This window comes from Stappia sp. ABD4_338, assembly GCF_056312175.1.
Genome location: NZ_CM149982.1, coordinates 3487750 through 3509845, shown reverse-complemented (window position 1 = coordinate 3509845; position 22096 = coordinate 3487750). Strand labels below are relative to the sequence as shown.

Genomic DNA, 22096 nt, shown 5'->3' with positions numbered 1-22096 from the left:
CGGGCTTCGAAGGAGCCTCGATCGCGAGCGACAAAATCGTGGTGAGCTTGCCCCAGCCGGGTTAACGAACCGTCAACCCTAATGAAAGGTAAACCCTCATCTCCTGCCTGCCATGCAAGCCCTAGAGGAAGAATGGGGCGGAATACGGGCAATTCCCTGACGTTTAGGGGCCGCTTTCGGCGAACTCATGCCGCGTCATTTGACCGTCTGCTTGTCGGGGCGAGACGTTCAGGCGCGATGATAGGGGTGTCCTGCGAGGATCGTGATGGCACGGTAGACCTGTTCCGCAATCAGCGCGCGCGCGATCTGGTGCGGCCAGGTCATCGGCCCCAGGGCAAGCGTCATGCGCGCGGCCGCGAGCAGCTCCGCGCCATGGCCGTCGGGCCCGCCGATGGCGAAGGCAAGGTCGGAGACGCCGGAGTCGCGCCAGTCGGCGATGCGTTCGGCGAAAGTCTCGCTCGAGACCGTCTTTCCCGTCTCGTCGAGTGCCACGATGAGTGCCCCGGCCGGTATGGCGGCGAGAAGCGCCCGCGCTTCCTCGTCCTTGCGGTCGGCGGCGCGCTGGGCACGCGACTCGGCAATCTCGCTGATCTCGATCGGGCCAAGCGAAAGCGCGCGTCCGGCCTTGCCGACCCGGTCCGTGTAGCGCGCGAAGAGATCACGCTCGGGGCCGGCCTTCAGCCGGCCGATGCAGGCAATGTGAAAACGCATCGGAGTCCGTATGGCGCGGGTATGGGGCGACCCGCGGACGATTTCGCCTGTCGGCGGTCCCGGGACAAGCCGGCAAGCGCGCACTTCTTTCCCGCCGACCGGTCAGGCCGGCCGGGGCCACCGCCAAGCACGCCCGGCGTCAGCCGGAGTAGTGCACCGGTGCCGTCAGATCGGCCGACCACAACTTTTCGATGTTGTAGAAGGCGCGAACCTCGGGTCTGAAAACGTGGACGACGACGTCGCCCGCATCGATCAGAACCCAGTCGCACTGGGGCACGCCCTCGACCTGCGCTCCGCCATGTCCGGCGTCCTTGATGTCACGCAGCAGGTGATCGGCGATCGCGCCCACGTGGCGGTGGGAACGACCGGAGGCCACGATGACCTGATCGGCCATCGGCGACTTGCCGGTGATGTCGATGGTGACGACGTCCTCTGCCTTGGAATCCTCCAGCGAGGCAAGGACGGTTTCAAGCAGGTCCGCACGCTGCGGCGTGCCGGAGGCTGCGGAGTGGGAGGTGGCGGAGGACGCCCCCTCGCTTTCAAAGGTCATGCTCAGACGTTATGCCTTTCGTGCCGTGTTTCGGACCGACCATCGACGGAAGCCGTCATGGCCGCCGCCGGGGCAAGTCCTTTACGCCATATCGCGACAATGCGCGACTCCCTGACGCAAGATATAGAGTGACGTTGCTTGGTGGCGTTTTCAAGACGCTTCCTTGCGGTCGCCCGCAATCTTCCGCAACGTCGAGCTTGTTTCAGGCCTCCTGGCCGGGCTCAGCAAGCCGGCGCAGGTCCGTGGACGAGGCCGGATCGCGCGGGCCATGCAGGAACACCCAGGCCGGCGGCCAGGCGCCTGCAAGCCGTGCCGCCGCTGTCTCCGGCCAGCGATGGCGCGCAAACGCCTGCGCGGCCGGCGCCGAAACGGCGGACAGGGTTGCTCCCGGCCGGTCGACGACCGCCACCGGAACGCTCTCCATGATGCCCCGCCAGTCCTGCCAGCGGTGAAAACCGGCGAGATTGTCGGCCCCCATTACCCAGACGAAGGAAAGGCCCGGCCGCAGGGCCTTGAGCCGGGCGATGGTACGCGCGCTGAAGCTCGAGCCGAGTCCCGCCTCGAGTGCGGTCACCCGCATCGCCGGATGGCGGGCAAGCTGCTTCACCTTCGCGACGCGCGTGCCGAGGTCGGCAAGCCCGCTGTGGTCCTTGAGCGGGTTGCCCGGTGTCACCAGCCACCAGACCTGATCGAGGCGGAGGCGTTTCAACGCAATGTCCGCGACGAGCCTGTGCCCGGAGTGCGGCGGATTGAACGATCCTCCGAACAGACCGATCCGGTTTCCCCGCTCCGCGTAGGGAATGCGCAGATGGCTGTCGGCGACGTCCCCGCCGCCGCGCGTCACCATCAGGGTCGCACCTGTCCCGTACCGCGAACACGGTACTTGAAGCTCGTGAGCTGCTCCACGCCGACCGGGCCGCGCGCATGCATTCGTCCGGTGGCGATGCCGATCTCCGCTCCCATGCCGAACTCGCCGCCGTCGGCGAACTGGGTCGAGGCATTGTGGGTGAGGATCGCGGAATCGACCTCGGCGAAGAAGCGTTCCGCCGCCGCCTGATCGTCCGTGATGATGCCGTCCGTGTGATGCGAGCCATAGGCCTCGATGTGGTCGATCGCGGCCTCCAGATCGTCTACGACCTTGATCGAGACGATGGCGTCCAGATACTCCGTGCTCCAGTCCTCGGCGCGTGCGGGCACGGCCTGGGGAATGGCGGCGCATACGGTTTCGTCGCCACGGATCTCGCAGCCGGCCTCGATCAGCGCGCGACAGATCGGCTCGAGATGGGTGGCGATGACAGCGCGGTCCACAAGCAGCGTTTCCACCGCGCCACACACGCCGGTGCGGCGCATCTTGGCGTTGCGAACCACTTCCACCGCCATGTCGCGGTCGGCCGCCTTGTCGATCACGAGGTGGCACAGACCCTCCAGATGGGCGAACACGGGAACCCGCGCATCGGCCTGAACGCGTGCCACGAGGCTCTTGCCGCCACGCGGCACGATCACGTCGAGCGTACCTTCCAGGCCCTTGAGCATCTCGCCGACGGCGGCGCGATCGGTCACCGGCACCACCTGGATGGCGTCCTCCGGCAGGCCGGCCTCCGCAAGTCCATGCGCAAGAGCCGCATGGAGTGCCAGGTTGGAGCGGATTGTGTCCGAGCCGCCGCGCAGGATCACCGCGTTGCCCGCCTTCAGGCACAATGCTCCGGCATCGGCCGTCACGTTGGGCCGGCTCTCGTAGATGACGCCGATGACACCCAGCGGCGTGCGCACACGCTCGATCTTCAGGCCGTTCGGGCGATCCCATGCGGCGGTCACCTCGCCGACAGGGTCGGCGAGGGCGGCAATGGCCTCAAGCCCCTGCGCGATGGCTTCGATGCGCTCGTCGTCCAGCCGGCCCCGGTCGAGATATGCCGCAGTCTGGCCGTTGGCGGTCATGGCCTCCACGTCCAGGGCATTGGCGGCAAGGATCTCCGCACGCTTCGCGCGCACGGCCGTTGCCATGGCCCAAAGGGCTTCGTTCTTCTGCGCGGACGGCAGGGTGGCCAGCTTGCGCGCCGCCTTGCGCGCGCGCCTGCCGATTCCGTTCATCAGACCGGCGATATCCGCCGTTGTTTCCACCCGCTCAAGCATTGCCTTCGCTCCCCTGAGTGTTGTCTTGCGTCTTGTGCATGTCGCTTGTTTTTGTCGCGCCGAGCGTGTGATCGCTCAGAACGAGATCGTCGCGATGGATCATTTCCGCGCGGCCCGCGTATCCGAGGATCGTCTCTATCTCGCGGCTGTTGCGGCCCATGATCAACAGTGCCTCCGGGTGATCGTAGGCAACAAGACCGCGCCCGATGTCACGTCCGTCGGGATCCACGATCCTGACGGTGTCGCCGCGCGAGAATTCGCCCTCGATCGCCTTCACGCCCGCCGGCAAGAGGCTCTTGCCCGAGACGACGGCCCTGATCGCGCCGGCGTCCACCTGAAGCGTTCCGCGTGGCTCGAGATGCCCGCCGATCCAGGCGTGACGCGCGCTTGCGGGCGTTGAGCGGGCCGCAAACCACGTGGCCCTGGCCCCGTCCTCGATCCGTGCCAGCGGGTTGAGCTCCTTGCCGCTGGCGATGACCATCACGGTGCCCGCCGAGGTCGCGATCTTCGCGGCGTCGATCTTGGTGCGCATGCCGCCGCGTGACAGTTCCGAGCCCGCGGCACCGGCCATCGCCTCGATCTCGGCGGTAATGGCGGCCACCTCCGGCAGGAACACGGCGTCCGGATCTTGCGCCGGCGGCGCGGTGTAGAGGCCGTCCACGTCGGACAGCAGCACGAGGCAGTCGGCGCTTGCCATGGTGGCGACACGTGCCGCGAGCCGGTCATTGTCGCCGTAGCGGATTTCGGAGGTGGCGACCGTGTCGTTCTCGTTGACGATCGGCACCGCGCCGAGCTTGAGCAGGGTACCCAGCGTCTCGCGTGCGTTGAGATAGCGCCGGCGCTCTTCGGTGTCGCCGAGTGTGAGCAGCACCTGCCCCGCCACGATGCCGCGCGCGCCGAGGGCCTCCGCATAGGCCCGTGCCAGAGCGATCTGCCCGACGGAGGCTGCCGCCTGGGCCTGTTCGAGCCTCAACGCGCCGCTCGGCAGCGAGAGAACGCCACGCCCGAGGGCGATGGCGCCCGACGAAACGACGATCAGCTCCGCGCCGCCGCGTGCAAGTCGCGAAAGGTCCTCGGCCAGCGCGTCGAGCCAGGCCCGTTTGAGCTTGCCGTTCTCGACGAGCAGCGCGGAGCCGATCTTGACGACGATGCGCTTGTAGCTGGAAAGCCGGCCCGTTTCGGCCGTGGACGAGGGAGCAATGCTGGACATGTCCGATTTCACTTCATGAAAGGAACGCCCGAGGAAGGGCGGCGCGCCAATCGGCCCGCCGCGGGGAAGACGGAACGCGGGCGCGGCCCGTCGGACACCGGGCCTGCGTCGCGCACGTTCATCATGGTCGCCAGGGTTCGCTGGGCACCGAGGGAACCGAATTCGCCTCGTCCTCGCGGTCGCGGTCGATGGAGCGCTGCAACATGCGCAGAACCCGGTCGACGTTCTCGCCGCTGGCGGAGGACAGCAGCACGGGCTTCGTTCCGCTGGCCGCCTCGAGCTGCGCAAGGCGCTCGTCCCGCGTCTCGGGATCCAGGGCATCGGCCTTCGAGAGTGCGACGACCTCGGGCTTCTCGTCGAGGCCGTGTCCGTAAGCGGCAAGTTCGCCACGCACGACACGATAGGCCTCGCCTGGGTCCTCCTGCGTGCCGTCGACGAGATGCAGCAGGGTGCGCGTGCGCTCCACGTGGCCGAGGAAGCGGTCGCCGAGGCCGACCCCTTCATGGGCCCCCTCGATGAGGCCGGGAATGTCGGCAATCACGAAGCCGCGCCCGTCGATCTCGCAGACCCCCAGGTTGGGGTGCAGCGTGGTGAAGGGATAGTCGGCGATCTTGGGGCGTGCCGCCGAGACGGCGGCAAGGAAGGTCGACTTGCCCGCGTTGGGCAGTCCCACGAGCCCGGCATCGGCGATCAGCTTCAGGCGCAGCCAGATCCACTTTTCCTCGCCCGCGAGACCGGGGTTGGCGTGGCGCGGAGCCTGGTTGGTCGAGGACTTGAAGTGGGCGTTGCCGAACCCGCCGTTGCCCCCCTTGAGCAGCAGCAGCCTCTCGCCGACGCGGGTCAGGTCCGCGAGCACCGTCTCGTTGTCCTCTTCAAGGATCTCGGTGCCCACAGGAACGCGCAAGACCACATCGTCGCCCTTTGCGCCGGTGCGGTTGCGGCCCATGCCGTGCATTCCGGTCTTGGCCTTGAAATGCTGGTGGAAGCGGAAGTCGATCAGCGTGTTGAGCCCGTCGACGCATTCCACGAAGACATCGCCGCCGCGTCCGCCGTCGCCACCGTCCGGTCCGCCGAACTCGATGTATTTCTCGCGGCGGAACGACACCGACCCGGCGCCGCCGTCGCCGGACCGGACGTAGATCTTCGCCTGGTCGAGAAACTTCATGTCATGTTCCGTTCGCGTCTGGCGCCATCGCGGCGCTCGAGAAAAGGCGTCATCGTGCCGGGTGCGGACCCGGAAGGGACACGCAATAGCCGATCACCGGGCTTTCGTCCAATGCGGCGGCGAGAGTGTCGCCGCCGTGCATGTCAGGCAGCGGCCGACGGCCAGGCGAAGGCTGTCTTCTCGCAGTGCATCACCAGGCTCTCGCGCTCTTCCCCAAGCGGACGCGCAAAACTGGTCATGCGTCCGCGTGCCGTGAAGCCGAGCGCGTTCAAAAGGCCCTGCGAACGGATATTGTCGACAAACACCCTCGCCGCAAGTGCCGATGTACCCGAAGCCTCGAACGCCCAGGCGCAGGCGGCCGCAACGGCTTCGCGTCCATAGCCGAAGCCCTGAAACGGCCTGCCGATCCAGTAGCCCAGCGTCGGCAGGCCCTCTTCGCCCGGAAGCATCTCGTCAGCCCTGATCGCGACCACGCCGATCACGACGCCGCCGAGCGTTATGGCGAACTCGCCGGCTCCGTTCGCGGGCGGGGTGGCGGATGCCGTGCGGGCGAAGGCTTCCGCGGAGCCCTCCTCATAGGGCCAGGGCGGCGAGGTCAGCCAGCGCACGACCTCGAAGTCACGCCCGCACAGGGCTTCGAGCGCCAGCGCATCGCCCGGCTCCAGCGGGCGAAGGACGAGGCGTCGCGTCGCGAGGCGGATCTGTTCCCGGTTCCCGCTCATGCGCTTTCCAGACAGGAATTGCGCCCCCAGCGCTTCAGCGCGCGCCAGGTGCTGCGGTCGAGCATGAAACGGTCGACGGAGATGGGCCCGCCCGCACCGCGCGAGGAGATCATGCCCTGATCCGAGAACTGGAAACCGCACTTGACGAGCACCCGCCGCGAGGCCGGGTTGGTGACCCTGGCAGCTCCCGCAAGCACATGCATCGGCGTGGTGGAGAAGACATGGTCGACCATCGCCTGGGCGGCCTCGGTAGCGAAGCCCTGGCCCCAGAAGGGTTCCCCGATCCAGTAGCCGAGGTGGACGGGGCCACCCTCGTCGAGCACCGAGTAGCCGACGGCGCCGATGATGCGGCCGGTCGAACGCATGCGCACGGCGAACTTGGCGCGGTTCGCCGTGTGACGCGCGGCGTTGGCGATATAGGCCCGCCCGTCGGCGATCGTGAAGGGGTGCGGCAGATGCGCGAGCATCGTCGCGATGCGGCGGTTGTTGGCGAGGAAGACCAGATCGGCCAGATCGTCGGCGCGCGGCAGGTCGAGCCGCAGCCGGTCGGTGTCCTGCGGCAACAGCGCCGCCTCCAGACTTTCTTCCTCTAAACTATCCTCGAGATCGGCAACCATGGGTGTTCTCCGGCGATGGACAAAAGAAAAGGGGAGATGGCGGCCCATCTCCCCTGATCTCTCGAGATCATGCCGGTTTTCGAGAAACCGCCGGGTCGATGGGACGCCGGCGGGTTACTCGGAACACGTCGGCGTTACTCTGCTGCGTCTACAAGCGGCATGACGGAAATAAACGTTCGGTTGTTGGCTTTTGCTCGGAAGCTCACCGTGCCCTCGATCGTGGCAAAGATCGTATGGTCCTTGCCCATGCCAACACCCGTGCCCGGATGCCACTTGGTGCCGCGCTGGCGCGCGATGATGTTGCCCGGAATGACGGCCTCGCCACCGAACTTCTTGATGCCCAGACGGCGGCCGGCGGAATCGCGGCCGTTACGGGACGAGCCACCTGCTTTTTTGTGTGCCATGACGAAAACTCCTCGTCGAACGTGTCTTCAGTCTGGAAGGAAGTGCGCGTCCCGCTTGCCGGAACGCGCCCGCGACCGCTTACTTGGCCGCCAGTTCCTTCGCCTGATCGATCCAGTTGTCGCGCTCGATGCGACCCTTGAAGGAAAGGGCCTCGTCGACGCGGGCGATGTCCTCGGCGGAGAAGCCCGCCACCTGGGCATAGGTCGTGATGCCGAGAGCGTTGAGCTTCTTCTCGAGCACCGGACCGACGCCGGAAATCTTCTTCAGGTCGTCCGCCGGGGCGTCCGGAGCCGTGAAGAGCACCGGAAGCTCGCCCTCGGAAGCCTCTTCCTTGGCGGCGGCCTTCGGAGCGGCCTTCTTCTTCGCGGAGGGCTTGGCGCCCTTGGTCAGGATCTCGGTGATCTTGACCAGCGTCACGCTCTGGCGATGGCCATTGCGGCGGCGGGAGTTCTGGCGGCGGCGCTTCTTGAAGATGATGATCTTGCGGTTGCGGGCCTGGTCGACCACCTCACCGACAACGCTCGCGCCCTCGACGAGGGGAGCGCCGATCATGGTCTCGGTGTCGCCACCGACCATGAGAACATCCTCGAAAGTCACCGTCTCGCCGGGCTCGCCGGCCAGCTTTTCAACCTTCAGCACGTCATCCTGGGCGACGCGGTACTGCTTGCCGCCCGTCTTGATCACTGCGAACATGTCTCGCACGTCCTTCTTTTCGTTCTGTGGGCGACCGGCCGCTCCCGGCGAAACCGCAGGTATCCTGCGGGAACTCGCTCCGGCGGCCAGCCGGCTTTGCCACGTGCCCTGCGGCGCCCCGTTGAGGGGACTTTGAAAAAGCGCGTCCACCTGATGCGGACATGCGCTCTGCCGCCATGGCGCCACCGGCTCCCGAACGGGAAGCTTTTGAGGGTGGACGACAGGGACGGCGGAATGCCTCGGGCAACGATCAGGGGAGTACCCCTTTTGCGAAGCAGCGCGACTATACGGATCGGCAAGGCAAAGTCAATCGCGCGCGGCAGGTCCGGCCAAGGGTTTTTGGCCATTTGTGGCCATGGTGCACGGCATATGTGCGGGCTTCGTGGTTCCCGCCGGCGGAGCGCGGGATCAAAGTGCTGGAAAATTCCACACTGCCCCTTGCAGGGCGCGCCGGTCTTGGTTATGTAGCCTTCCACTCGAGACCACGACATCTCGTTTTGCGGAGAGGTGCCGGAGTGGTTGAACGGGGCGGTCTCGAAAACCGTTGAGCGCGCAAGCGTTCCGAGGGTTCGAATCCCTCTCTCTCCGCCATTTTCCATAAAACGATATTGTCTCCGGCGCGAGCTCTCCCACTAGAGCAAAGTTGCTCGATTTTCGAGACACGATAATCCTGACTACTTTTGTAAGCGGGCGTTCTCCGGGCGACAACGCAAAAGCTCTTAATCAGACGCTTTACGCCCGACGGTAACCTTTAGACACGCAAACGAATGGCAGCTATTCGCCCCCATTTCGGACGTTCACCGACTCGCTACTTAATCCTGAAAACTGCCATTCGTTGCGGGTCGAGCGAATGCCCTTAGAGGGCGGGAAGCGGGCGTTCACTGCGACGTTTTTGCGTTCACTGCGACGTTTTTGAAGGTCCGGATTGCGTTAGAAACTGTGCATGCAACGCACATTATTTGCCTTCTTCCAGCTCTTATCGCGCACCATCATATTTGATACATCATGCCCCTTCGGCGACAGGCGCACTCGAGACGAGAGAGAACCGCCGAACCACCTCGGCACACGGCTTACCCATAGGACGCCAGACCAAACTTCGTACAAGCACGATATTTGACGGATCGGCGCAATTTCAAGTGTAGTCAGCCACGGTGGATGTAGTATTAAAAGTCTGACAGCGTTCCAAAGTTCAAAGGCTTAGTTATGATTATTTTCGCTCGAGGCACCGCAATAATTGAGCATCGCGAATCCGGAGAACAATTCGAAATTTACGATGATGAATTGGATTGGGAGCCGGTTGGTGGTGAAGACCGTGGCATGGGACCCGAGGCAATCTATGAAGCATTGGTCGAACATGGCGAACTTGGCGATTTGCGCTGGACGATTTCGGAGTATCCTGCTGGAGCCGAGAACTTCAAGGAAACCAACGTTGGCGTTCATCGGGTTGTCCAAGACTTTGATTATGGACTCGAACCTGAACCCGAGTTTGACGACGGTGATCTGGCAAACCTACCAGATAGGTTTAAGAGCAATCCCGAGTGGACGAAGGATCTGGCCAAAGCCACGGTGGTAAAATACTTGGTGGATTGGTTTCACTATTTCTACGAGGACCCTGCGAACGAAACTCCATACAACAGCCGTGAAGGGGGTTACCTCTACATCAAAGGCGGGCCGTATTCGGCGGAAGAGGAACTCCGTAGCGATTTCGAAAACCTGGTGCCGGAAGATGCCATTCTTGAGGCCGTTGATGAAATTCAAAGCGATGGCCTGTTCGATTGGGCTCCCTCGCATCGGCATCCAGACAGCATCGACTTCTATGAAGACGCAGTTGCAAAAGACTATGCGCAGGCAGAATTCTCGTTTGAGGAACTCAAAGAGATTGCCAGCGAGGGCCAAAGAGCAGGCCTCGGTAGCGAGGAAGAGAAGGCTGCACGAGCAGCAGTCTTGGAGCAACTTGCCGCTCTGAAAGACGACCTGCCTAAGCCCACTTCACATGGAGGCATCGGCCACAATCACCCACCCGAAGAATTTGAACTGCAAGGGGATGAACTCGAGGAAGCTGCTGAGAGCCTTGAGACGATTGAGGTGGAACTTGCCTCGGGTGAGCCGAATGTCGAGGTTGTGGCCCAAAAGGCATCGGTTCTCAGGAAGGCGGTTGGTTGGGTCGCAGGCAAGATTGACACGACAGTCGATGCGTTCTGCAAGTCGTTCGGGGCGACTCTAGGCGCCGCAGCTGCTGTTGCCGTTCCTGCCGCAGTTCTCGCACTACCTTACTGGGGCAAACTGGCGGTGTTGCTTGGAAGCCTGAAAGAGTGGCTTCTGCTTGCCTTAGCATTGTGACCCGATTTCGCGCTTTCTGAGTATCGTGCATTGAGTTCAGCGGGCCATTGGCCTCAAGAGCGGAATGAGGGCAGCTCAGCCCTCTTACTCTCGGCAGTCACGGCCACATTGGGTTCGCTCCTGCCGTTCGCTGCTCGCCGGACCAAAGTCCGTTGTGGGCCGGTCAGGCAAACAGTTGTTTCGGAGGGGACAGCCGAAATCGAAGCTGTTCAATCCTCGCAGCCGTGCGATGCGCCATCTGAATGTAGTCTTCCAGCGCGGCAACATCCATAGTTCCCAGTTCAGACAAACCGAGTTCAAGGGGCCCTAGCAGCGTGCGTCCTTCGTTTTCGATTTCCGAGATGTGACGCGTGTCGTCTTGGCGAAAATCTCGGCTTCCAAGCGTGGGACAATGGTGATCATGATGAAGGCTCCATTGACTGCGCGTATCGTGACAGGCTGATTGCAAAGAAAGGAAACTCTGTTCGGCCCGTTCACGCCCCTCATGTGCTTTCAACTTTAGTGTTGCCACGTCGGACATTTTAGCAGTTACGAGTGCTTGCTTGGCGACACGAAGTGCGAGCGCCGTGTAAATGAGTGCACCAGCTGCGAGTAGCAGAGAAGCTCCGTCAAAAAAGTGATCTGTAATAAAGCTTAAAACGCCATCCATTGCCCTGCCCATAGTCAACCTCCTCCTCGTGCCCACTTCATATTGTACTTGGGGATGTCTTCTGCAAGGTAAGGTTGCCGAAGTTTCAAGGGACGTCGAATGTCCGGTCTGGCGTGCCGCAACGTAGTATCATGGGTATCAGTTAAACGGCAGGTATGGGCCGGAATCGACACCACAACCAGGTCCGATGAATGTCAGCTAATCACGATCGGAGCACGTAAGCCGACAGTCTCTTCCCGGCCCCGAAACTACCGTTTACGACACCTTCAATTGGGTTCCTGGGTTGGTACGCAACTTTCATCTACATCCAAGTCAGGCAGCGCATTCAATATCGCTTCCCAATTCTCCAGGTCCTTGAAAGGATCGTCTTCAAGATAACCAAGGCGGTTCGAAGTTTCTCCTCGACTCCCCGGCAATGCACCGGCGTGGCGTCGGCTGCGGGCTCACACGCCCGGAGGGAGTTTGGAGCGCATCATCTCCCTGCGATCCAGCCTGTTGCCGTCCACGATGAAGGTTCCGTCGCCAACGGCGTGCAGCGTGCGTCGTTCCTCGCGGGTCTCGTCCAGATAGGCCGCGACACCTTCCAGCACCACGATGTCGTGCCGGTCGACGAAGTCGGTGACACGACATTCAATGTTGGCGAGACAGTCCGCGATGAGGGGAGCGCCCACATGTCTTGCGGGCGCGGCGGTCAGTCCGAACGTCTCGAACTTGTCGGTGTCCTCGCCCGAGCAGGTTCCGATCCCGACGACGGTGTCGATCAGGTCGACCGTCGGGATCGAGATCACGCATTCGCGTGTCGACCGCAGGGCGGCGTAGGAGTGATTCCAGGCGCCGGTGGTGATCGCGAAATTCGCCGAAAAGCCCATGACCATCGTCCAGGTGATGGTCATGATGTTGTTCTTCACGCCATCGTTGGTGGTGACCAGAACCACCGGTCCCGGCTCGACAAGGGTGAACGCCTTTTCCAGTGCGAGCGTTTGCATGTCGTGATCCCCTGCTTTTGTGCAGGGGGCATTGTACACGCATCTGTCCCGCGCTCACCGTTTGTCCGTCGAGGGCTGCCTAACGGTCCGCGCCCGTGTCCTCGCGATAGTATCCAAGGTCCGCCGAAAGCTTTTCGGTAAAGTCGGTGAGCCTGGTGATCGCTGTGCCGTCCGGATGCATGTCGACCGCGGGGCTCGGGCCGATCAGGGTGATGCCGAGCTGCAGGCGTTGCGTATGGTCGAAGACCGGCGCCGCGATGGCGCTGACGCCGGGGATGGGAATGTCCGTCGTCGTCTCGTAGCCCCTGGCGCGGATCGTCTCGAGCCTATCCCGGAACCAGGCTTCGTCGATGCCGTAATGCGCGCTCTGGGAGCTCTCCAGCGCCTCGAATTCCGCCCGGATGAGCGCGTCGGTGCGCGCCACCGGCAGGAACGCGGCGAACAGCCGTCCGGTCGCGGTCAGGCTGAGCTGGAAGATGTTGCCCGGCCGCACGTAGGAGTGAATCAGCTTGGGGCTGTCGCGCACGTAGACGATCGTCGTGCCATGGGCGCCCCAGACGGAGATCGCCACCATGAGATCGGTCGCCTCCGCGAGTTCCCCGATGCGGCGGATCGCTTCGGGGTAGGCGTCCTGGCCGCGCAGCCGGGCAAGGCCGAGTTCGAGCGCGAAGGGGCCGAGCGTGTAGAGCGCGCCCTCGATCTGTTCGACGAGATCCGCGTTGCGCAGGCTTACCAGATAGGGGTGAAGCTGCGAGGGAGCGATGCCGGTGGCATCCGCCAGTTCGCGCAGCTTCATGGGCTGGGGCGTGCGGGCAAAGGCCCGCAGGATCGCTCCGGCCGTCTCGACCGTCTGAACCCTGCGCTGCGTCTTTGCCGGCTTTTCGTCGCTCATTCCGCTCGTCCTCCACCCGCCCGGGAAACCGGGGTCGAAGTCCTATCCCCTTGTCGCCGGAGCGGCAATCCCGCCTTTCAGGTCAAGCGAGATCGCAAGCCCGAGCGTTGCCAGCCCCACGCTTGCCCACTGGATCGGCGCCGGCCAGACACCGGCGACCGGTATGGCGAGAAGCACTGCCGTGGGCGGAACGAGCGCGGAGAAGAGTGCCGCGCGTCCGGCACCGAGCCGCAGCACCGTGGCCGCCTGGATCATGAAGGCCAGGGCTCCGCCGATGATGCCCTGGAAGAAGGCCTGCGCCAGCCATTGCGAGGCGGGAAGGGAGGGAATGCCGCCTTGCGCGAGCCACAGCGGCGCATAGCCGAGGCACGACACGAGCGCGATTGCCGCCGTCGTCTGCACCGGCTCCAGCCGCCAGCGGCCCATGGCGAAAACATAGGAGCCCCACAACATCCCGGTGCAGATGAAGCACAGGTCCCCGACCAGGACCGACAGGCCCTCGCGCTTGGGTGGCGGGGCGTCGAACGCGATCGCCAGGAGTCCGGCCAGCAGCAGCACGATGCCGACGATGCGATTGGCGCTCGGCAGCTTGCGGCCGGTCAGATGCACCAGCGTGTTGGCGGTGAGCATGGACATGCCCGGGCTCACCACCACCGCGTGACTGAGGGGCGCATGCTGGAAGCCGGCGTTGAGCAGCAGCGAGAACAGCGGCCCGACGAGAACCGAGAGCGCCAGCACCTTGAGGACCGGCGGACGACCCTTGCGCGCCATAAGCAGCACGGGAAGCAGCAGGAGGCTCGCGACGGAAAACCGCAGGAAGGTGAGGTCCGAGGGGCGGAACCCGGCCGCCTGGCCGAGTTCCGAACCCACGTTGAAGATGCCCCAGGCAAGCGAGGCGGTGCAGCCGAGCAGGACGCCGCCCGCCAGTCCGCTCCGCAAGCCCGTTGCGAGCCCGCCGGCCTGGGTGTCCCGGTCAGTCATTCGCCCCGGCCATGTGCCGCGCGGCGATCCAGCCGAAGGTGATCGCGGGGCCGAGCGTGATGCCGCCGCCGGGATAGTTGCCGCCCATGATCGAGGCGGCATCGTTGCCGGCGGAGTAGAGCCCGGGGATCGGGCGCCCGTCGCGATCGAGGACCTGTGCGTTCTCGTTGGCCTTCAGACCCGCGAAGGTGCCCAGGTCGCCCACATAAAGCCGGACCGCGAAGTAGGGGCCCTTCTCGATCGGTGCCAGACACGGGTTGGGACCGTGATCGGGATCGCCAAGGGAGCGGTTGTAGCTGGTCGTGCCCTTGCCGAATTCCGGATCCTCACCCTTGCGGGCGGTTTCGTTGAACCGGGTAACGGTGCGCTCCAGCTCGCCCGCGTCGGCGCCGATCTGGGTCGCAAGATCCGCAAGCGTCCTGCCCTCGATCAGGTATCCGTTGCGCACCAGATGGCCATAGGGCACGGGCGCGGGCTTGGCGAAGCCCAGCCCGTACTTGCGGAAGGCGCGATGGTCGGTGACGAACCAGGCGGCGATCTCCGCCTCCTCGCCGCCTTCCTCGCGGCAGCGGCGAACCATTGCCTGACAGAAGTCGTGGTAGCTGTTTGCCTCGTTGACGAAGCGCCGTCCCGAGCGCGTCACGGCGATGACGCCGGGCTTCGAACGGTCGACGAAATGCGGGAAGGTGCCGAGTGTTCCGTCGCCGTTTGGCGGACGCGAGATCGGCACCCAGGCCGCGGAGTGGGGCAGGGAGGTGTCGACCACCGCACCCGCGCTCTCGCCGAGACGCAAGCCGTCACCGGTGTTGCCGGGAGGGGCCGGCGACACATGCTCGTAGCCCGAGGGCGAGTGCGGCATCAGTTCCTTGCGGCGTACCGGATCCTGCGGGAAGCCACCGGCCGCCAGAACGACCCCCTTGGACGCGTAGACCTCGACCGGACCGTCCGGCCGGTCGATGCGGGCGCCGATCACGCGGCCCGCGTCGTCGCGCAGGAGCTGGCGCACGGGGGAGGACGTCCAGATCGGGACGTTCTTGTCGATGGCGGACTTGGCCAGGCGACCAACCAGCGCGTTGCCGTTCATCAGCCGCATCGGACGCCCGTGGAAGGCCATGTCGCGCAGGAATTTCAGGAACAGCTTCGCGACGTAGAAGGCGGAAACGGGTGAGCGGGTCACATTGAAGAAGTGAAGCAGCTCCTTGCCCGACCCGATCATCATGCCGAGGAAGGTGATTTCCTTGAGCGGCGGCCGCAGGCGGCGGATCTCGGGTCCCAGTTCACGTCCGTCGAAGGGGCGCGCGACGATGGAGCGCCCGCCGTCCATGCCGCCGGGAGCGGTGGGGTGGTAGTCCGCGAAGAACGGTCCGAGGTCGAACTGGAGCGAGGTTTCGCTCTCGAAGAAGTCGACGGCCCGGGGACCCGAATCCAGGAATGCCGCAACGCGGGCCGCATCGAAGTGCTCGCCGGCCTCATGCTTGAGATAGGTGGTGGCCTTCTCCTTGCTGTCCTCGACGCCGGCGCGCCGTGCAGGGGCATTGCAGGGGATCCACATCCAGCCGCCGGAGCGTGCGGTCGTGCCGCCGAACACGGGCTCCTTTTCAGCAACAATGACATTGAGCCGGCGATGGGCGGCGGAAACGGCGCTTGCAAGCCCGCCCGCGCCCGAGCCGACGACGAGGACGTCGGTATCGATACGCTTCATGGTGTTCATGTCTCCCTTCAGGCGGCCAGGTAGCCGCCGTCGACCGGCAGGAGGGCGCCGGTCACATAGCTCGATGCGTCGGATGCGAGGAACAGGACGGGGCCGACCAGTTCCTCCGGCTTGCCCGGCCGCTTCATTGGCGTGTGCGCCATGAACCGTCCGATGGCTTCGGGGTTTGCCCGTGTGACCACGGTCATCGGGGTTTCGATCACGCCGGGGGCGATCGCGTTGACACGGATTCCGTCATCGGCGAGGTCGTGCGCCAGCGCCTTGGTCATTTGCAGGACCGCGCCCTTCGAGGCGGCATAGGCGGTCTGCCCCGGTCCGGCGGCAACGGACATGATCGAGGCGATGTTGACGATCCGGCCCCGGTTGGCGCGAAGCTGGGGCAGGAAGGCGCGGATCATCTGGATGGTGCCGGTGGCGTTGACCGACATGATCGCGCTCCAGTCGTCGGGAAAGCTTTCGGCGTCGGGCGGCGTGCGGCGGATGATGCCGGCGTTGTTGACCAGAATGGCCGCGTCCCCGAGCTCCGCCCTCACCTGGAGGGCCGCGTCGGCACAGGCCGCCTCGTCGGAAATATCCAGACGCACGGCAATCGCCGTTCCACCCGCCCGGGTGATGAGGTCGACCGTTTCGGCAAGCGCTTCCGTATTGATGTCACAGCAGGCGACTCGCGCGCCCGCCGCGGCCAGCCCTATGGCGATGGCGCGGCCATTGCCTTGCGCGGCGCCTGTAACCACCGATGTCTGTTGGGAAATTCCCTGCATGCTGTCCTCCCTTGTCCGAACCGGGATGCACGGCTCCGCTTCGGTTGCTTGGCCGCAAACATGGACAAGGAATTTGGATCTTGCAAATAAATTTGAATATAACTAACACTTGGCAGCGCCGAAGGAACATTGCACCCTCGGCAAAACCCCGGAGGACCACCGTCCTTCGAAAGGGCCCCGCCCGAGGCGGGAGAGGATTTGGGAGGAATTCGATGAAGCGGACCCTGACCGCGGCCCTGCTGGCCGCGACCACCTGCCTTGCGCTGCCCCAGGCCGCCTCGGCGGAGAGCTATGACCTGCAGAGCGTTTTCGGCCTCAACACGCCGTCGATCGGCCCGAGCCCGAAGCTGTGGGCCGAGCGCGTGGAGCGTGCCACGAACGGCGACGTGACGATCAAGGTGCATGGCGCGGGCGACTTTGTGCCGCCGTTCGAGGTGTTCGGTGCCGTGTCCTCGGGCGCGCTGCCGATGGGCTTCGACTGGATCGGCTATTGGGCGCAGCAGATCCCGGTCGCCAACCTGGTCGGATCCATGCCCTTCGGTCCGTCTCCGGACGTGGCGCTGGGCTGGATGTTCGAGGGCGGCGGTCTGGAGATCATCCAGAAAGCCTATGATCCCTTCAACGTGAAGGTGCTGCCTTGCCATCTGGTCGGCGCGGAAGCCGGCGGCTGGTTCAACAAGGAGATCAACTCGGTCGAGGATCTCAAGGGCCTGAACATGCGCATCGCCGGTCTCGGCGGGCTGACCATGGCCAAGCTCGGCGCCAACACCCAACTCGTGCCGGCCGGCGAGATCTTCCTCTCGCTCGAGACGGGCCGGATCGACGCGGCGGAGTTCTCCGCGCCGCAGCTCGATGTCGGCCTCGGCTTCCAGCGCGTGACGAAGTACTACTACTTCCCGGGCTGGCACCAGCCGTCGAGCTGGGACAGCATCATCATCAACATGGATGTGTGGAACGGCTTCGACGAGCGCACCCAGCAGATCATGACCGACGCGTGTCAGGCCAACATCGCGTACAATCTGGGCAACCAGATCGACGCCCAGGCCGACGCGATCGCCGAGATCCGCAAGGCCGGCGTCGAGGTCAAGCGCTTCCCGGACGAGGTGCTCCTGAAGCTGCGTGAGGCGTCCGCCGAGGTGATGCAGGAACAGGCCGAGGCCGATCCGATCTTCGCCGAGGCTCTGGAGTCGCTGAACGCCTACATGGACTCGGTCGGCGAGTGGAGCTCGCTGCAGGCGCTTCCGCCGCGCTGATGAGCTGACGGATGCGGACGGCCGGTACGTCGGCCGTCCGCCACTCCGGCTTTCCTGCCGGTCCGAGGGACCGGCGTGGCCGGCATCGAAGGATAAGGCACGCGGGCCCCAAGGCGCCGCGCTGCCGGTCCCGGACCGTCCTTCGCGTCATGCCTCAAACGCACAGGACGCCTCATGCCCCGCTTCTGCACGCGCATCCTCGACCTGCTTTGCCTTCCGGGCCGCCTGCTGAGCTGGCTCACCTTGCCGCTTGTCCTGGCGATTCTCGTATCGGTTCTGTCGGCGGCGGCCGGCATCACCCATCTCGCTGACTGGGAGGGATCCGTTCCGGTGCTCGGCAAGGCCGTCACGGTCAACACGCTCACCGACGTCCAGTGGTACATCTTCGCGCTGCTCGTGCTCTTCGGAGGCATCTGCGCGCTCAGGGACAATGCCCATGTCTCGGTCGACTTCCTGTCGCTGATGATGACGCATCGCCAGCGCCTGTGGGTGCGCGTCGTCGGCGACCTGGTCTTCCTGCTTCCCTTCTGCCTGATCATCTGCTGGTACGGCTGGTCGTTCGCCGCGACAGCCTGGCGCACGGGCGAGGGGTCGACCCAGGGCGGGCTTGGCGCGCGCTGGCTCATCAAGGGCGCGCTGCCGGTGTGTTTCGCCATGCTTGCCACCTTCGGCCTCGTGCGGGGCATCGGCACGCTGATCTGGCTGGCGCGTGGCGGCGATCCGGCGCATGAGGCCGGAAAGCCGGCAGGGGAGATCTGAGATGGGTGAGTATTTCTGGCCCCTGCTCATGCTTTGCGGCCTCATCCTCGGCATCTTCTCCGGCTATCCGGTCGCATTCATCCTGGCCGGGACGGGCGTGCTTTTCGCCGTCATGGCGGACGTGCCCATGCTGTTCCTGTCCATGGGCGTTCAGCGCATCTATTCCGGCACCCTGACCAACTGGCTGCTGGTTGCCATCCCGCTCTTCGTCTTCATGGGGCTGATGCTGGAGAGATCGGGCATCGCCGAGCGCCTCATGCGCTCGCTTGCGGCACTGTTTCGCGGCCTGCCCGGTGGTTACGCCTTCGCCGTCGCCATCATCGGCGTGATCATGGCGGCGTCCACCGGCATCATCGGCGCCTCGGTGGTGCTGATGGGCATGATGGCGATGCCGGCCATGCGCGAGGCGAAGTACGACATGCGTCTCGCCTCGGGGCTCATCGCCTCCTCGGGGACGCTCGGCATCCTGCTGCCGCCCTCGATCATGCTGATCATCCTGGGCGACCAGATGCGGCTGTCCGTGGGCGACCTGTTCATGGGCGCGATCTATCCGGGACTTCTGCTGGCCGGGCTCTACTTTTTCTATCTGCTCGTGGTCGCGATCTTCACGCCCCACCGCATGCCGCCGCCGGAGAAGCGCGAGACGGTTGCCTTCGGCAAGGCGGTCTGGGGCCTTGTGCGCGATCTTCTGGCACCGATGCTGCTGATCCTTTCCGTGCTCGGCACGATCATCACGGGCCTTGCCACGCCGACGGAGTCCGCCGCCATCGGCGCTGCCGGCGCCATGCTGCTGGCACTGGTCTCGGGACGTCTCAATCTGGAGACCCTGCGGGCTTCGCTCTACGACACGTGCAAGACAACGGCCATGATCGTCTTCGTGATGATTGGTGCGTCGATCTTCTCCGTCGTGTTCCGCAGGCTCGGCGGCGACGACATGATCATCGACTTCTTCGACATCCACGAGAGCAATCCCTATTTCGTGCTCTTCATCGTGATGGCGCTGATCTTCGTGCTCGGGTTCTTCCTGGACTGGGTGGAGATCACGCTGGTCGTCGTGCCGATCGTCGCGCCGGTGATCGCGGCACTGGACTTCGGCCTGCCGGGGGACCAGGTGATGATCTGGTTCGCCATCGCCCTGGCGGTGAACCTGCAGACCTCTTTCCTGACCCCGCCTTTCGGCTACGCGTTGTTCTACCTGCGTGGGGTGGCCCCTGAATTGCCCATATCGACCATCTACAAGGGAGTGACACCCTTCGTGCTGATCCAGATCATCGCGCTGTTGATGGTGATCTTCTTCCCCGCCATCGTGCTTCATCTGCCGATGAGCATGCGCTGAGGCGGGACGACCCGAACCCGGCCGGCTCCCTCGCGGTGCCGGCCCGCAAACCGACCAAAGGAGCACTCATGTCCAAGGCATTTGCCTCACAGGGCGATCTTTCCGAGAAGAAGACGAGCTTCACCGAGATCGGCGAGGGGCTCTACGCCTTCACCGCCGAGGGCGACCCGAACTCCGGCGTCATCATCGGCGACGACAGCGTCATGGTGATCGAGGCGCAGGCGACCCCGCGTCTCGCGCGCAAGGTCATCGAGGCCGTGCGCAGCGTCACCGACAAGCCGATCACCCATCTGGTGCTGACCCACTATCATGCGGTCCGCGTGCTCGGCGCCTCGGCCTACGGCGCGCGCGAGATCATCATGTCGGACGCGGCCCGTGCCCAGGTCGTGGAGCGCGGCCAGGAAGACTGGGACAGCGAGTTCGGCCGCTTCCCGCGCCTCTTCCAGGGGCATGAGGAAATCCCCGGCCTGACCTGGCCGACCACCACCTTCTCCGACCGCATGACGGTCTGGCTCGGCAACCGCCGCGTCGACATCATGCACCTCGGTCGCGCCCACACCGCGGGCGACGCGGTCGTCTGGGTCCCGGATCAGGAGGTGATGTTTACGGGCGACATCGTCGAGTACCATTCCGCCTGCTACTGCGGCGACGGTCACTATCAGGACTGGGGCAACACGCTCGACGAGATCCTGGCCTATGATCCGGCCTCCATCGCGCCGGGGCGCGGTGACGCGCTTGTCGGGCGCGAGATGGTCGCCAGGGCGGTCGCCAACACCCGCGACTTCGTCGAGAGCACCTACAACGCGGTTGCGCGCATCGCCGCGCGCGGTGGCACGCTCGAGGAGGCAACGGCCGCCGTGCGCGCGGCCTGCGACCCGAAGTTCGCCGACTACGCGATCTACGAGCACTGCCTGCCGTTCAACATCGGCCGTGCATGGGACGAGGCGCGCGGCATCGAGACGCCGCGCATCTGGACCGCCGAGCGCGACCAGATGATGTGGAAGATGGTTCAGGGCTGATCCTGACCGCTCCTGACCGAATACTGACGCCCTGCCGGTTCGCCGGCGGGGCGTTTTCGTGTCGGCGCGCGCCTCAGGCCGGGGAAGTGTCCCCGGACGGGGCGAGAGGGTGGTCGCCGGCCAGGAGCTCTTCCATGAAGACGCTGAAGAGCTGGGCGCGCCCGTCGACGCCGGCTTTCGCGTAGATCCGCGTGCACTGCGCGCGCACAGTACCGGGTGCAGTTCCCCGAAGGCTGGCGATGGTGTCGTTGTCGATGCCCTTGAGGACCATCAACGCGACGTCCCGCTCCGAGGGGGTGAGCGCCCAGCGGTCGAAGAAATCGTCCAGCAGGTGGGCCATCTCGCCCCGGGCCGCCCTCAGGCCGGTCGTCATCGTGTCCATGCGCGCGAGCATGCGTCTCAGTTCGAACATCAGGAAAATCACGCCGCCGGAAAGCGACAGTGCCGCGACGGCTTCGAGAAACATGTGCAGGTGGTCGAGGTGGTCCCCGTCGTTCAGGTCGATCATCACGTCGGCCATGAAGAACAGGGCGCAAAGGCCCTGCAGCAGGATGAGAGCGGCAAGCGTCATCGCCCGCCGCTCTCGCGTGAAGACAGGAAGCCACCAACCGTTCATTCAATCTTCGCTCCGTCGGGCACGCGCTTGCGTCCGTCGATCATCGCCCGCACCAGAGGCACCTTCGAGAGCCAGGTGTCGAAGGCGACGCCGCCAACATGCAGCGCCACGGAGATCACAAGCCAGTTGAACGCGGCCTCGTGAACCTCCTTCACCCAGTCGATCCCGAAGAACCTCACCGTGCCCATCATGTATCCGGTCACCGCCATCGCGGCGACGGTGGCCCAGATGTTGTAGACCATCAGGGCCCCGAGTGGATTGTGCGACAGATGTACGGTCCTGTCGCCCCGTCGCAGCGCGGCGAGGTGGCGCAGGGCGCGTGCGGGGCTCGGTGGAAACGAGGTAAAGCGCGCCGGGCACGGTCCGATCAGGCCCCAAAGCAGCCTGACCGCCAGCAGGCCGGCGGCCGTGTAGCCGACCCATATGTGCAGGTTCTCCTCGGGGTCGGTGAACACCCCGTTGAGAAGGATGCACAGTGCAAGGCTCCAGTGAATGAGCCGCACCAGCGGATCCCAGACGGCAAACTCGCGGGGCTGCCCGTCGCGGGCGCCGAAGCGCCCGCCGATCCGTTCGTCCACGGTGTTCATGGC

General features: G+C 64.8%; 23 protein-coding genes and 1 tRNA gene. 6 read left to right on the top strand and 18 right to left on the bottom strand.

The features are described from left to right. Window positions 1-228 precede the first annotated feature (228 nt). The 10 genes from rlmH to ACYX4S_RS15710 form a co-directional block, all read right to left on the bottom strand. The gene (rlmH, locus tag ACYX4S_RS15755; protein ID WP_293719035.1) at window positions 229-711 is read right to left on the bottom strand and encodes a 23S rRNA (pseudouridine(1915)-N(3))-methyltransferase RlmH; all 483 of its coding nucleotides are present in this window, start codon (window positions 709-711) and stop codon (window positions 229-231) included. 139 nt (window positions 712-850) lie between these two features. After that, window positions 851-1261, bottom strand: coding sequence for a ribosome silencing factor (gene rsfS, locus ACYX4S_RS15750; protein ID WP_293719023.1), 411 nt, complete (start codon window positions 1259-1261; stop codon window positions 851-853). 202 nt (window positions 1262-1463) lie between these two features. Beyond that, complete coding sequence (locus tag ACYX4S_RS15745; RefSeq protein WP_476360892.1) at window positions 1464-2108, bottom strand: nicotinate-nucleotide adenylyltransferase; 645 nt, start codon at window positions 2106-2108, stop codon at window positions 1464-1466. Beyond that, window positions 2108-3391, bottom strand: coding sequence for a glutamate-5-semialdehyde dehydrogenase (locus ACYX4S_RS15740; protein ID WP_476360891.1), 1284 nt, complete (start codon window positions 3389-3391; stop codon window positions 2108-2110). Before ACYX4S_RS15740 ends, ACYX4S_RS15745 begins: the two co-directional genes overlap by 1 nt. Further along, a complete protein-coding gene (gene proB, locus ACYX4S_RS15735) occupies window positions 3384-4601 on the bottom strand; it encodes a glutamate 5-kinase (protein ID WP_293719020.1) in 1218 nt (405 codons plus the stop codon). The genes ACYX4S_RS15740 and proB overlap by 8 nt, the downstream gene beginning before the upstream one ends. A 121-nt stretch (window positions 4602-4722) precedes the next feature. After that, a complete protein-coding gene (gene obgE, locus ACYX4S_RS15730) occupies window positions 4723-5766 on the bottom strand; it encodes a GTPase ObgE (RefSeq protein ID WP_476360890.1) in 1044 nt (347 codons plus the stop codon). Window positions 5767-5909: 143 nt separating this feature from the next. Then, window positions 5910-6488: a GNAT family N-acetyltransferase gene (locus tag ACYX4S_RS15725; RefSeq protein ID WP_476360889.1), complete on the bottom strand. Its 579-nt coding sequence runs from the start codon at window positions 6486-6488 to the stop codon at window positions 5910-5912. After that, window positions 6485-7105 carry a GNAT family N-acetyltransferase gene (locus ACYX4S_RS15720; protein WP_293719017.1) on the bottom strand — a complete coding sequence of 207 codons (621 nt, stop codon included), beginning with the start codon at window positions 7103-7105 and terminating at the stop codon, window positions 6485-6487. Before ACYX4S_RS15720 ends, ACYX4S_RS15725 begins: the two co-directional genes overlap by 4 nt. 134 nt (window positions 7106-7239) lie before the next feature. Beyond that, window positions 7240-7509 (bottom strand): 50S ribosomal protein L27, encoded by a 270-nt coding sequence (rpmA, locus tag ACYX4S_RS15715; protein WP_293719016.1) that lies wholly within the window; start codon window positions 7507-7509, stop codon window positions 7240-7242. Between the two features lie 79 nt (window positions 7510-7588). Then, window positions 7589-8203: a 50S ribosomal protein L21 gene (locus ACYX4S_RS15710; protein WP_293719015.1), complete on the bottom strand. Its 615-nt coding sequence runs from the start codon at window positions 8201-8203 to the stop codon at window positions 7589-7591. Between the two features lie 501 nt (window positions 8204-8704). On the opposite strand from ACYX4S_RS15710, the gene ACYX4S_RS15705 reads away from it, so the two are divergent. Together ACYX4S_RS15705 and ACYX4S_RS15700 are read left to right on the top strand one after the other, a co-directional pair. Continuing rightward, window positions 8705-8794: transfer RNA gene (locus ACYX4S_RS15705), tRNA-Ser, on the top strand. Between the two features lie 612 nt (window positions 8795-9406). Continuing rightward, a complete protein-coding gene (locus ACYX4S_RS15700; RefSeq protein ID WP_476360888.1) occupies window positions 9407-10543 on the top strand; it encodes a hypothetical protein in 1137 nt (378 codons plus the stop codon). A 163-nt stretch (window positions 10544-10706) separates the two neighbouring features. Here the strand turns inward: ACYX4S_RS15700 and ACYX4S_RS15695 are convergent, their stop codons facing one another. The 6 genes from ACYX4S_RS15695 to ACYX4S_RS15670 all read right to left on the bottom strand — a co-directional run bounded on the left by ACYX4S_RS15695 (window position 10707) and on the right by ACYX4S_RS15670 (window position 16523). Continuing rightward, window positions 10707-11204, bottom strand: coding sequence for a hypothetical protein (locus ACYX4S_RS15695; protein WP_476360887.1), 498 nt, complete (start codon window positions 11202-11204; stop codon window positions 10707-10709). A gap of 431 nt (window positions 11205-11635) precedes the next feature. Continuing rightward, window positions 11636-12178, bottom strand: coding sequence for a flavin reductase family protein (locus tag ACYX4S_RS15690; protein WP_422067707.1), 543 nt, complete (start codon window positions 12176-12178; stop codon window positions 11636-11638). A gap of 79 nt (window positions 12179-12257) precedes the next feature. Beyond that, a complete protein-coding gene (locus ACYX4S_RS15685) occupies window positions 12258-13070 on the bottom strand; it encodes an IclR family transcriptional regulator (RefSeq protein ID WP_476360886.1) in 813 nt (270 codons plus the stop codon). Window positions 13071-13112: 42 nt separating this feature from the next. Continuing rightward, on the bottom strand, window positions 13113-14051 hold the full coding sequence (locus ACYX4S_RS15680) for a DMT family transporter (protein ID WP_476360885.1): 939 nt from the start codon (window positions 14049-14051) through the stop codon (window positions 13113-13115). After that, window positions 14044-15753 carry an FAD-dependent oxidoreductase gene (locus ACYX4S_RS15675; protein ID WP_476362879.1) on the bottom strand — a complete coding sequence of 570 codons (1710 nt, stop codon included), beginning with the start codon at window positions 15751-15753 and terminating at the stop codon, window positions 14044-14046. Before ACYX4S_RS15675 ends, ACYX4S_RS15680 begins: the two co-directional genes overlap by 8 nt. 17 nt (window positions 15754-15770) lie before the next feature. After that, complete coding sequence (locus ACYX4S_RS15670) at window positions 15771-16523, bottom strand: SDR family NAD(P)-dependent oxidoreductase (protein ID WP_476360884.1); 753 nt, start codon at window positions 16521-16523, stop codon at window positions 15771-15773. A 212-nt stretch (window positions 16524-16735) separates the two neighbouring features. Between ACYX4S_RS15670 and ACYX4S_RS15665 the strand changes: the two genes are divergently transcribed. The 4 genes from ACYX4S_RS15665 to ACYX4S_RS15650 all read left to right on the top strand — a co-directional run bounded on the left by ACYX4S_RS15665 (window position 16736) and on the right by ACYX4S_RS15650 (window position 20890). Beyond that, window positions 16736-17776, top strand: a complete 1041-nt coding sequence (locus ACYX4S_RS15665; protein ID WP_422067712.1) for a TRAP transporter substrate-binding protein — start codon at window positions 16736-16738, stop codon at window positions 17774-17776. A gap of 174 nt (window positions 17777-17950) precedes the next feature. Continuing rightward, window positions 17951-18535, top strand: a complete 585-nt coding sequence (locus tag ACYX4S_RS15660) for a TRAP transporter small permease subunit (protein WP_422067713.1) — start codon at window positions 17951-17953, stop codon at window positions 18533-18535. Window position 18536: 1 nt separating this feature from the next. Beyond that, a complete protein-coding gene (locus ACYX4S_RS15655) occupies window positions 18537-19871 on the top strand; it encodes a TRAP transporter large permease (protein ID WP_476360883.1) in 1335 nt (444 codons plus the stop codon). A gap of 68 nt (window positions 19872-19939) precedes the next feature. Then, a complete protein-coding gene (locus ACYX4S_RS15650; RefSeq protein WP_422067715.1) occupies window positions 19940-20890 on the top strand; it encodes an MBL fold metallo-hydrolase in 951 nt (316 codons plus the stop codon). Between the two features lie 73 nt (window positions 20891-20963). Here ACYX4S_RS15650 and ACYX4S_RS15645 read toward each other — a convergent pair whose 3' ends face one another. Further along, window positions 20964-21506, bottom strand: a complete 543-nt coding sequence (locus ACYX4S_RS15645) for a helix-turn-helix transcriptional regulator (protein ID WP_476360882.1) — start codon at window positions 21504-21506, stop codon at window positions 20964-20966. Then, window positions 21503-22093 (bottom strand): cytochrome b/b6 domain-containing protein, encoded by a 591-nt coding sequence (locus ACYX4S_RS15640; RefSeq protein WP_476360881.1) that lies wholly within the window; start codon window positions 22091-22093, stop codon window positions 21503-21505. Before ACYX4S_RS15640 ends, ACYX4S_RS15645 begins: the two co-directional genes overlap by 4 nt. Window positions 22094-22096: the final 3 nt, after the last annotated feature.

Excerpts from the sequence above, each read along its gene's own strand:
- rlmH (WP_293719035.1), bottom strand. The coding sequence starts at position 711 with ATGCGTTTTCACATTGCCTGCATCGGCCGGCTGAAGGCCGGCCCCGAG.
- rsfS (WP_293719023.1), bottom strand. The coding sequence starts at position 1,261 with ATGACCTTTGAAAGCGAGGGGGCGTCCTCCGCCACCTCCCACTCCGCA.
- ACYX4S_RS15745 (WP_476360892.1), bottom strand. The coding sequence starts at position 2,108 with ATGGTGACGCGCGGCGGCGGGGACGTCGCCGACAGCCATCTGCGCATT.
- ACYX4S_RS15740 (WP_476360891.1), bottom strand. The coding sequence starts at position 3,391 with ATGCTTGAGCGGGTGGAAACAACGGCGGATATCGCCGGTCTGATGAAC.
- proB (WP_293719020.1), bottom strand. The coding sequence starts at position 4,601 with ATGTCCAGCATTGCTCCCTCGTCCACGGCCGAAACGGGCCGGCTTTCC.
- obgE (WP_476360890.1), bottom strand. The coding sequence starts at position 5,766 with ATGAAGTTTCTCGACCAGGCGAAGATCTACGTCCGGTCCGGCGACGGC.
- ACYX4S_RS15725 (WP_476360889.1), bottom strand. The coding sequence starts at position 6,488 with ATGAGCGGGAACCGGGAACAGATCCGCCTCGCGACGCGACGCCTCGTC.
- ACYX4S_RS15720 (WP_293719017.1), bottom strand. The coding sequence starts at position 7,105 with ATGGTTGCCGATCTCGAGGATAGTTTAGAGGAAGAAAGTCTGGAGGCG.
- rpmA (WP_293719016.1), bottom strand. The coding sequence starts at position 7,509 with ATGGCACACAAAAAAGCAGGTGGCTCGTCCCGTAACGGCCGCGATTCC.
- ACYX4S_RS15710 (WP_293719015.1), bottom strand. The coding sequence starts at position 8,203 with ATGTTCGCAGTGATCAAGACGGGCGGCAAGCAGTACCGCGTCGCCCAG.
- ACYX4S_RS15700 (WP_476360888.1), top strand. The coding sequence starts at position 9,407 with ATGATTATTTTCGCTCGAGGCACCGCAATAATTGAGCATCGCGAATCC.
- ACYX4S_RS15695 (WP_476360887.1), bottom strand. The coding sequence starts at position 11,204 with ATGGGCAGGGCAATGGATGGCGTTTTAAGCTTTATTACAGATCACTTT.
- ACYX4S_RS15690 (WP_422067707.1), bottom strand. The coding sequence starts at position 12,178 with ATGCAAACGCTCGCACTGGAAAAGGCGTTCACCCTTGTCGAGCCGGGA.
- ACYX4S_RS15685 (WP_476360886.1), bottom strand. The coding sequence starts at position 13,070 with ATGAGCGACGAAAAGCCGGCAAAGACGCAGCGCAGGGTTCAGACGGTC.
- ACYX4S_RS15680 (WP_476360885.1), bottom strand. The coding sequence starts at position 14,051 with ATGACTGACCGGGACACCCAGGCCGGCGGGCTCGCAACGGGCTTGCGG.
- ACYX4S_RS15675 (WP_476362879.1), bottom strand. The coding sequence starts at position 15,753 with ATGAAGCGTATCGATACCGACGTCCTCGTCGTCGGCTCGGGCGCGGGC.
- ACYX4S_RS15670 (WP_476360884.1), bottom strand. The coding sequence starts at position 16,523 with ATGCAGGGAATTTCCCAACAGACATCGGTGGTTACAGGCGCCGCGCAA.
- ACYX4S_RS15665 (WP_422067712.1), top strand. The coding sequence starts at position 16,736 with ATGAAGCGGACCCTGACCGCGGCCCTGCTGGCCGCGACCACCTGCCTT.
- ACYX4S_RS15660 (WP_422067713.1), top strand. The coding sequence starts at position 17,951 with ATGCCCCGCTTCTGCACGCGCATCCTCGACCTGCTTTGCCTTCCGGGC.
- ACYX4S_RS15655 (WP_476360883.1), top strand. The coding sequence starts at position 18,537 with ATGGGTGAGTATTTCTGGCCCCTGCTCATGCTTTGCGGCCTCATCCTC.
- ACYX4S_RS15650 (WP_422067715.1), top strand. The coding sequence starts at position 19,940 with ATGTCCAAGGCATTTGCCTCACAGGGCGATCTTTCCGAGAAGAAGACG.
- ACYX4S_RS15645 (WP_476360882.1), bottom strand. The coding sequence starts at position 21,506 with ATGAACGGTTGGTGGCTTCCTGTCTTCACGCGAGAGCGGCGGGCGATG.
- ACYX4S_RS15640 (WP_476360881.1), bottom strand. The coding sequence starts at position 22,093 with ATGAACACCGTGGACGAACGGATCGGCGGGCGCTTCGGCGCCCGCGAC.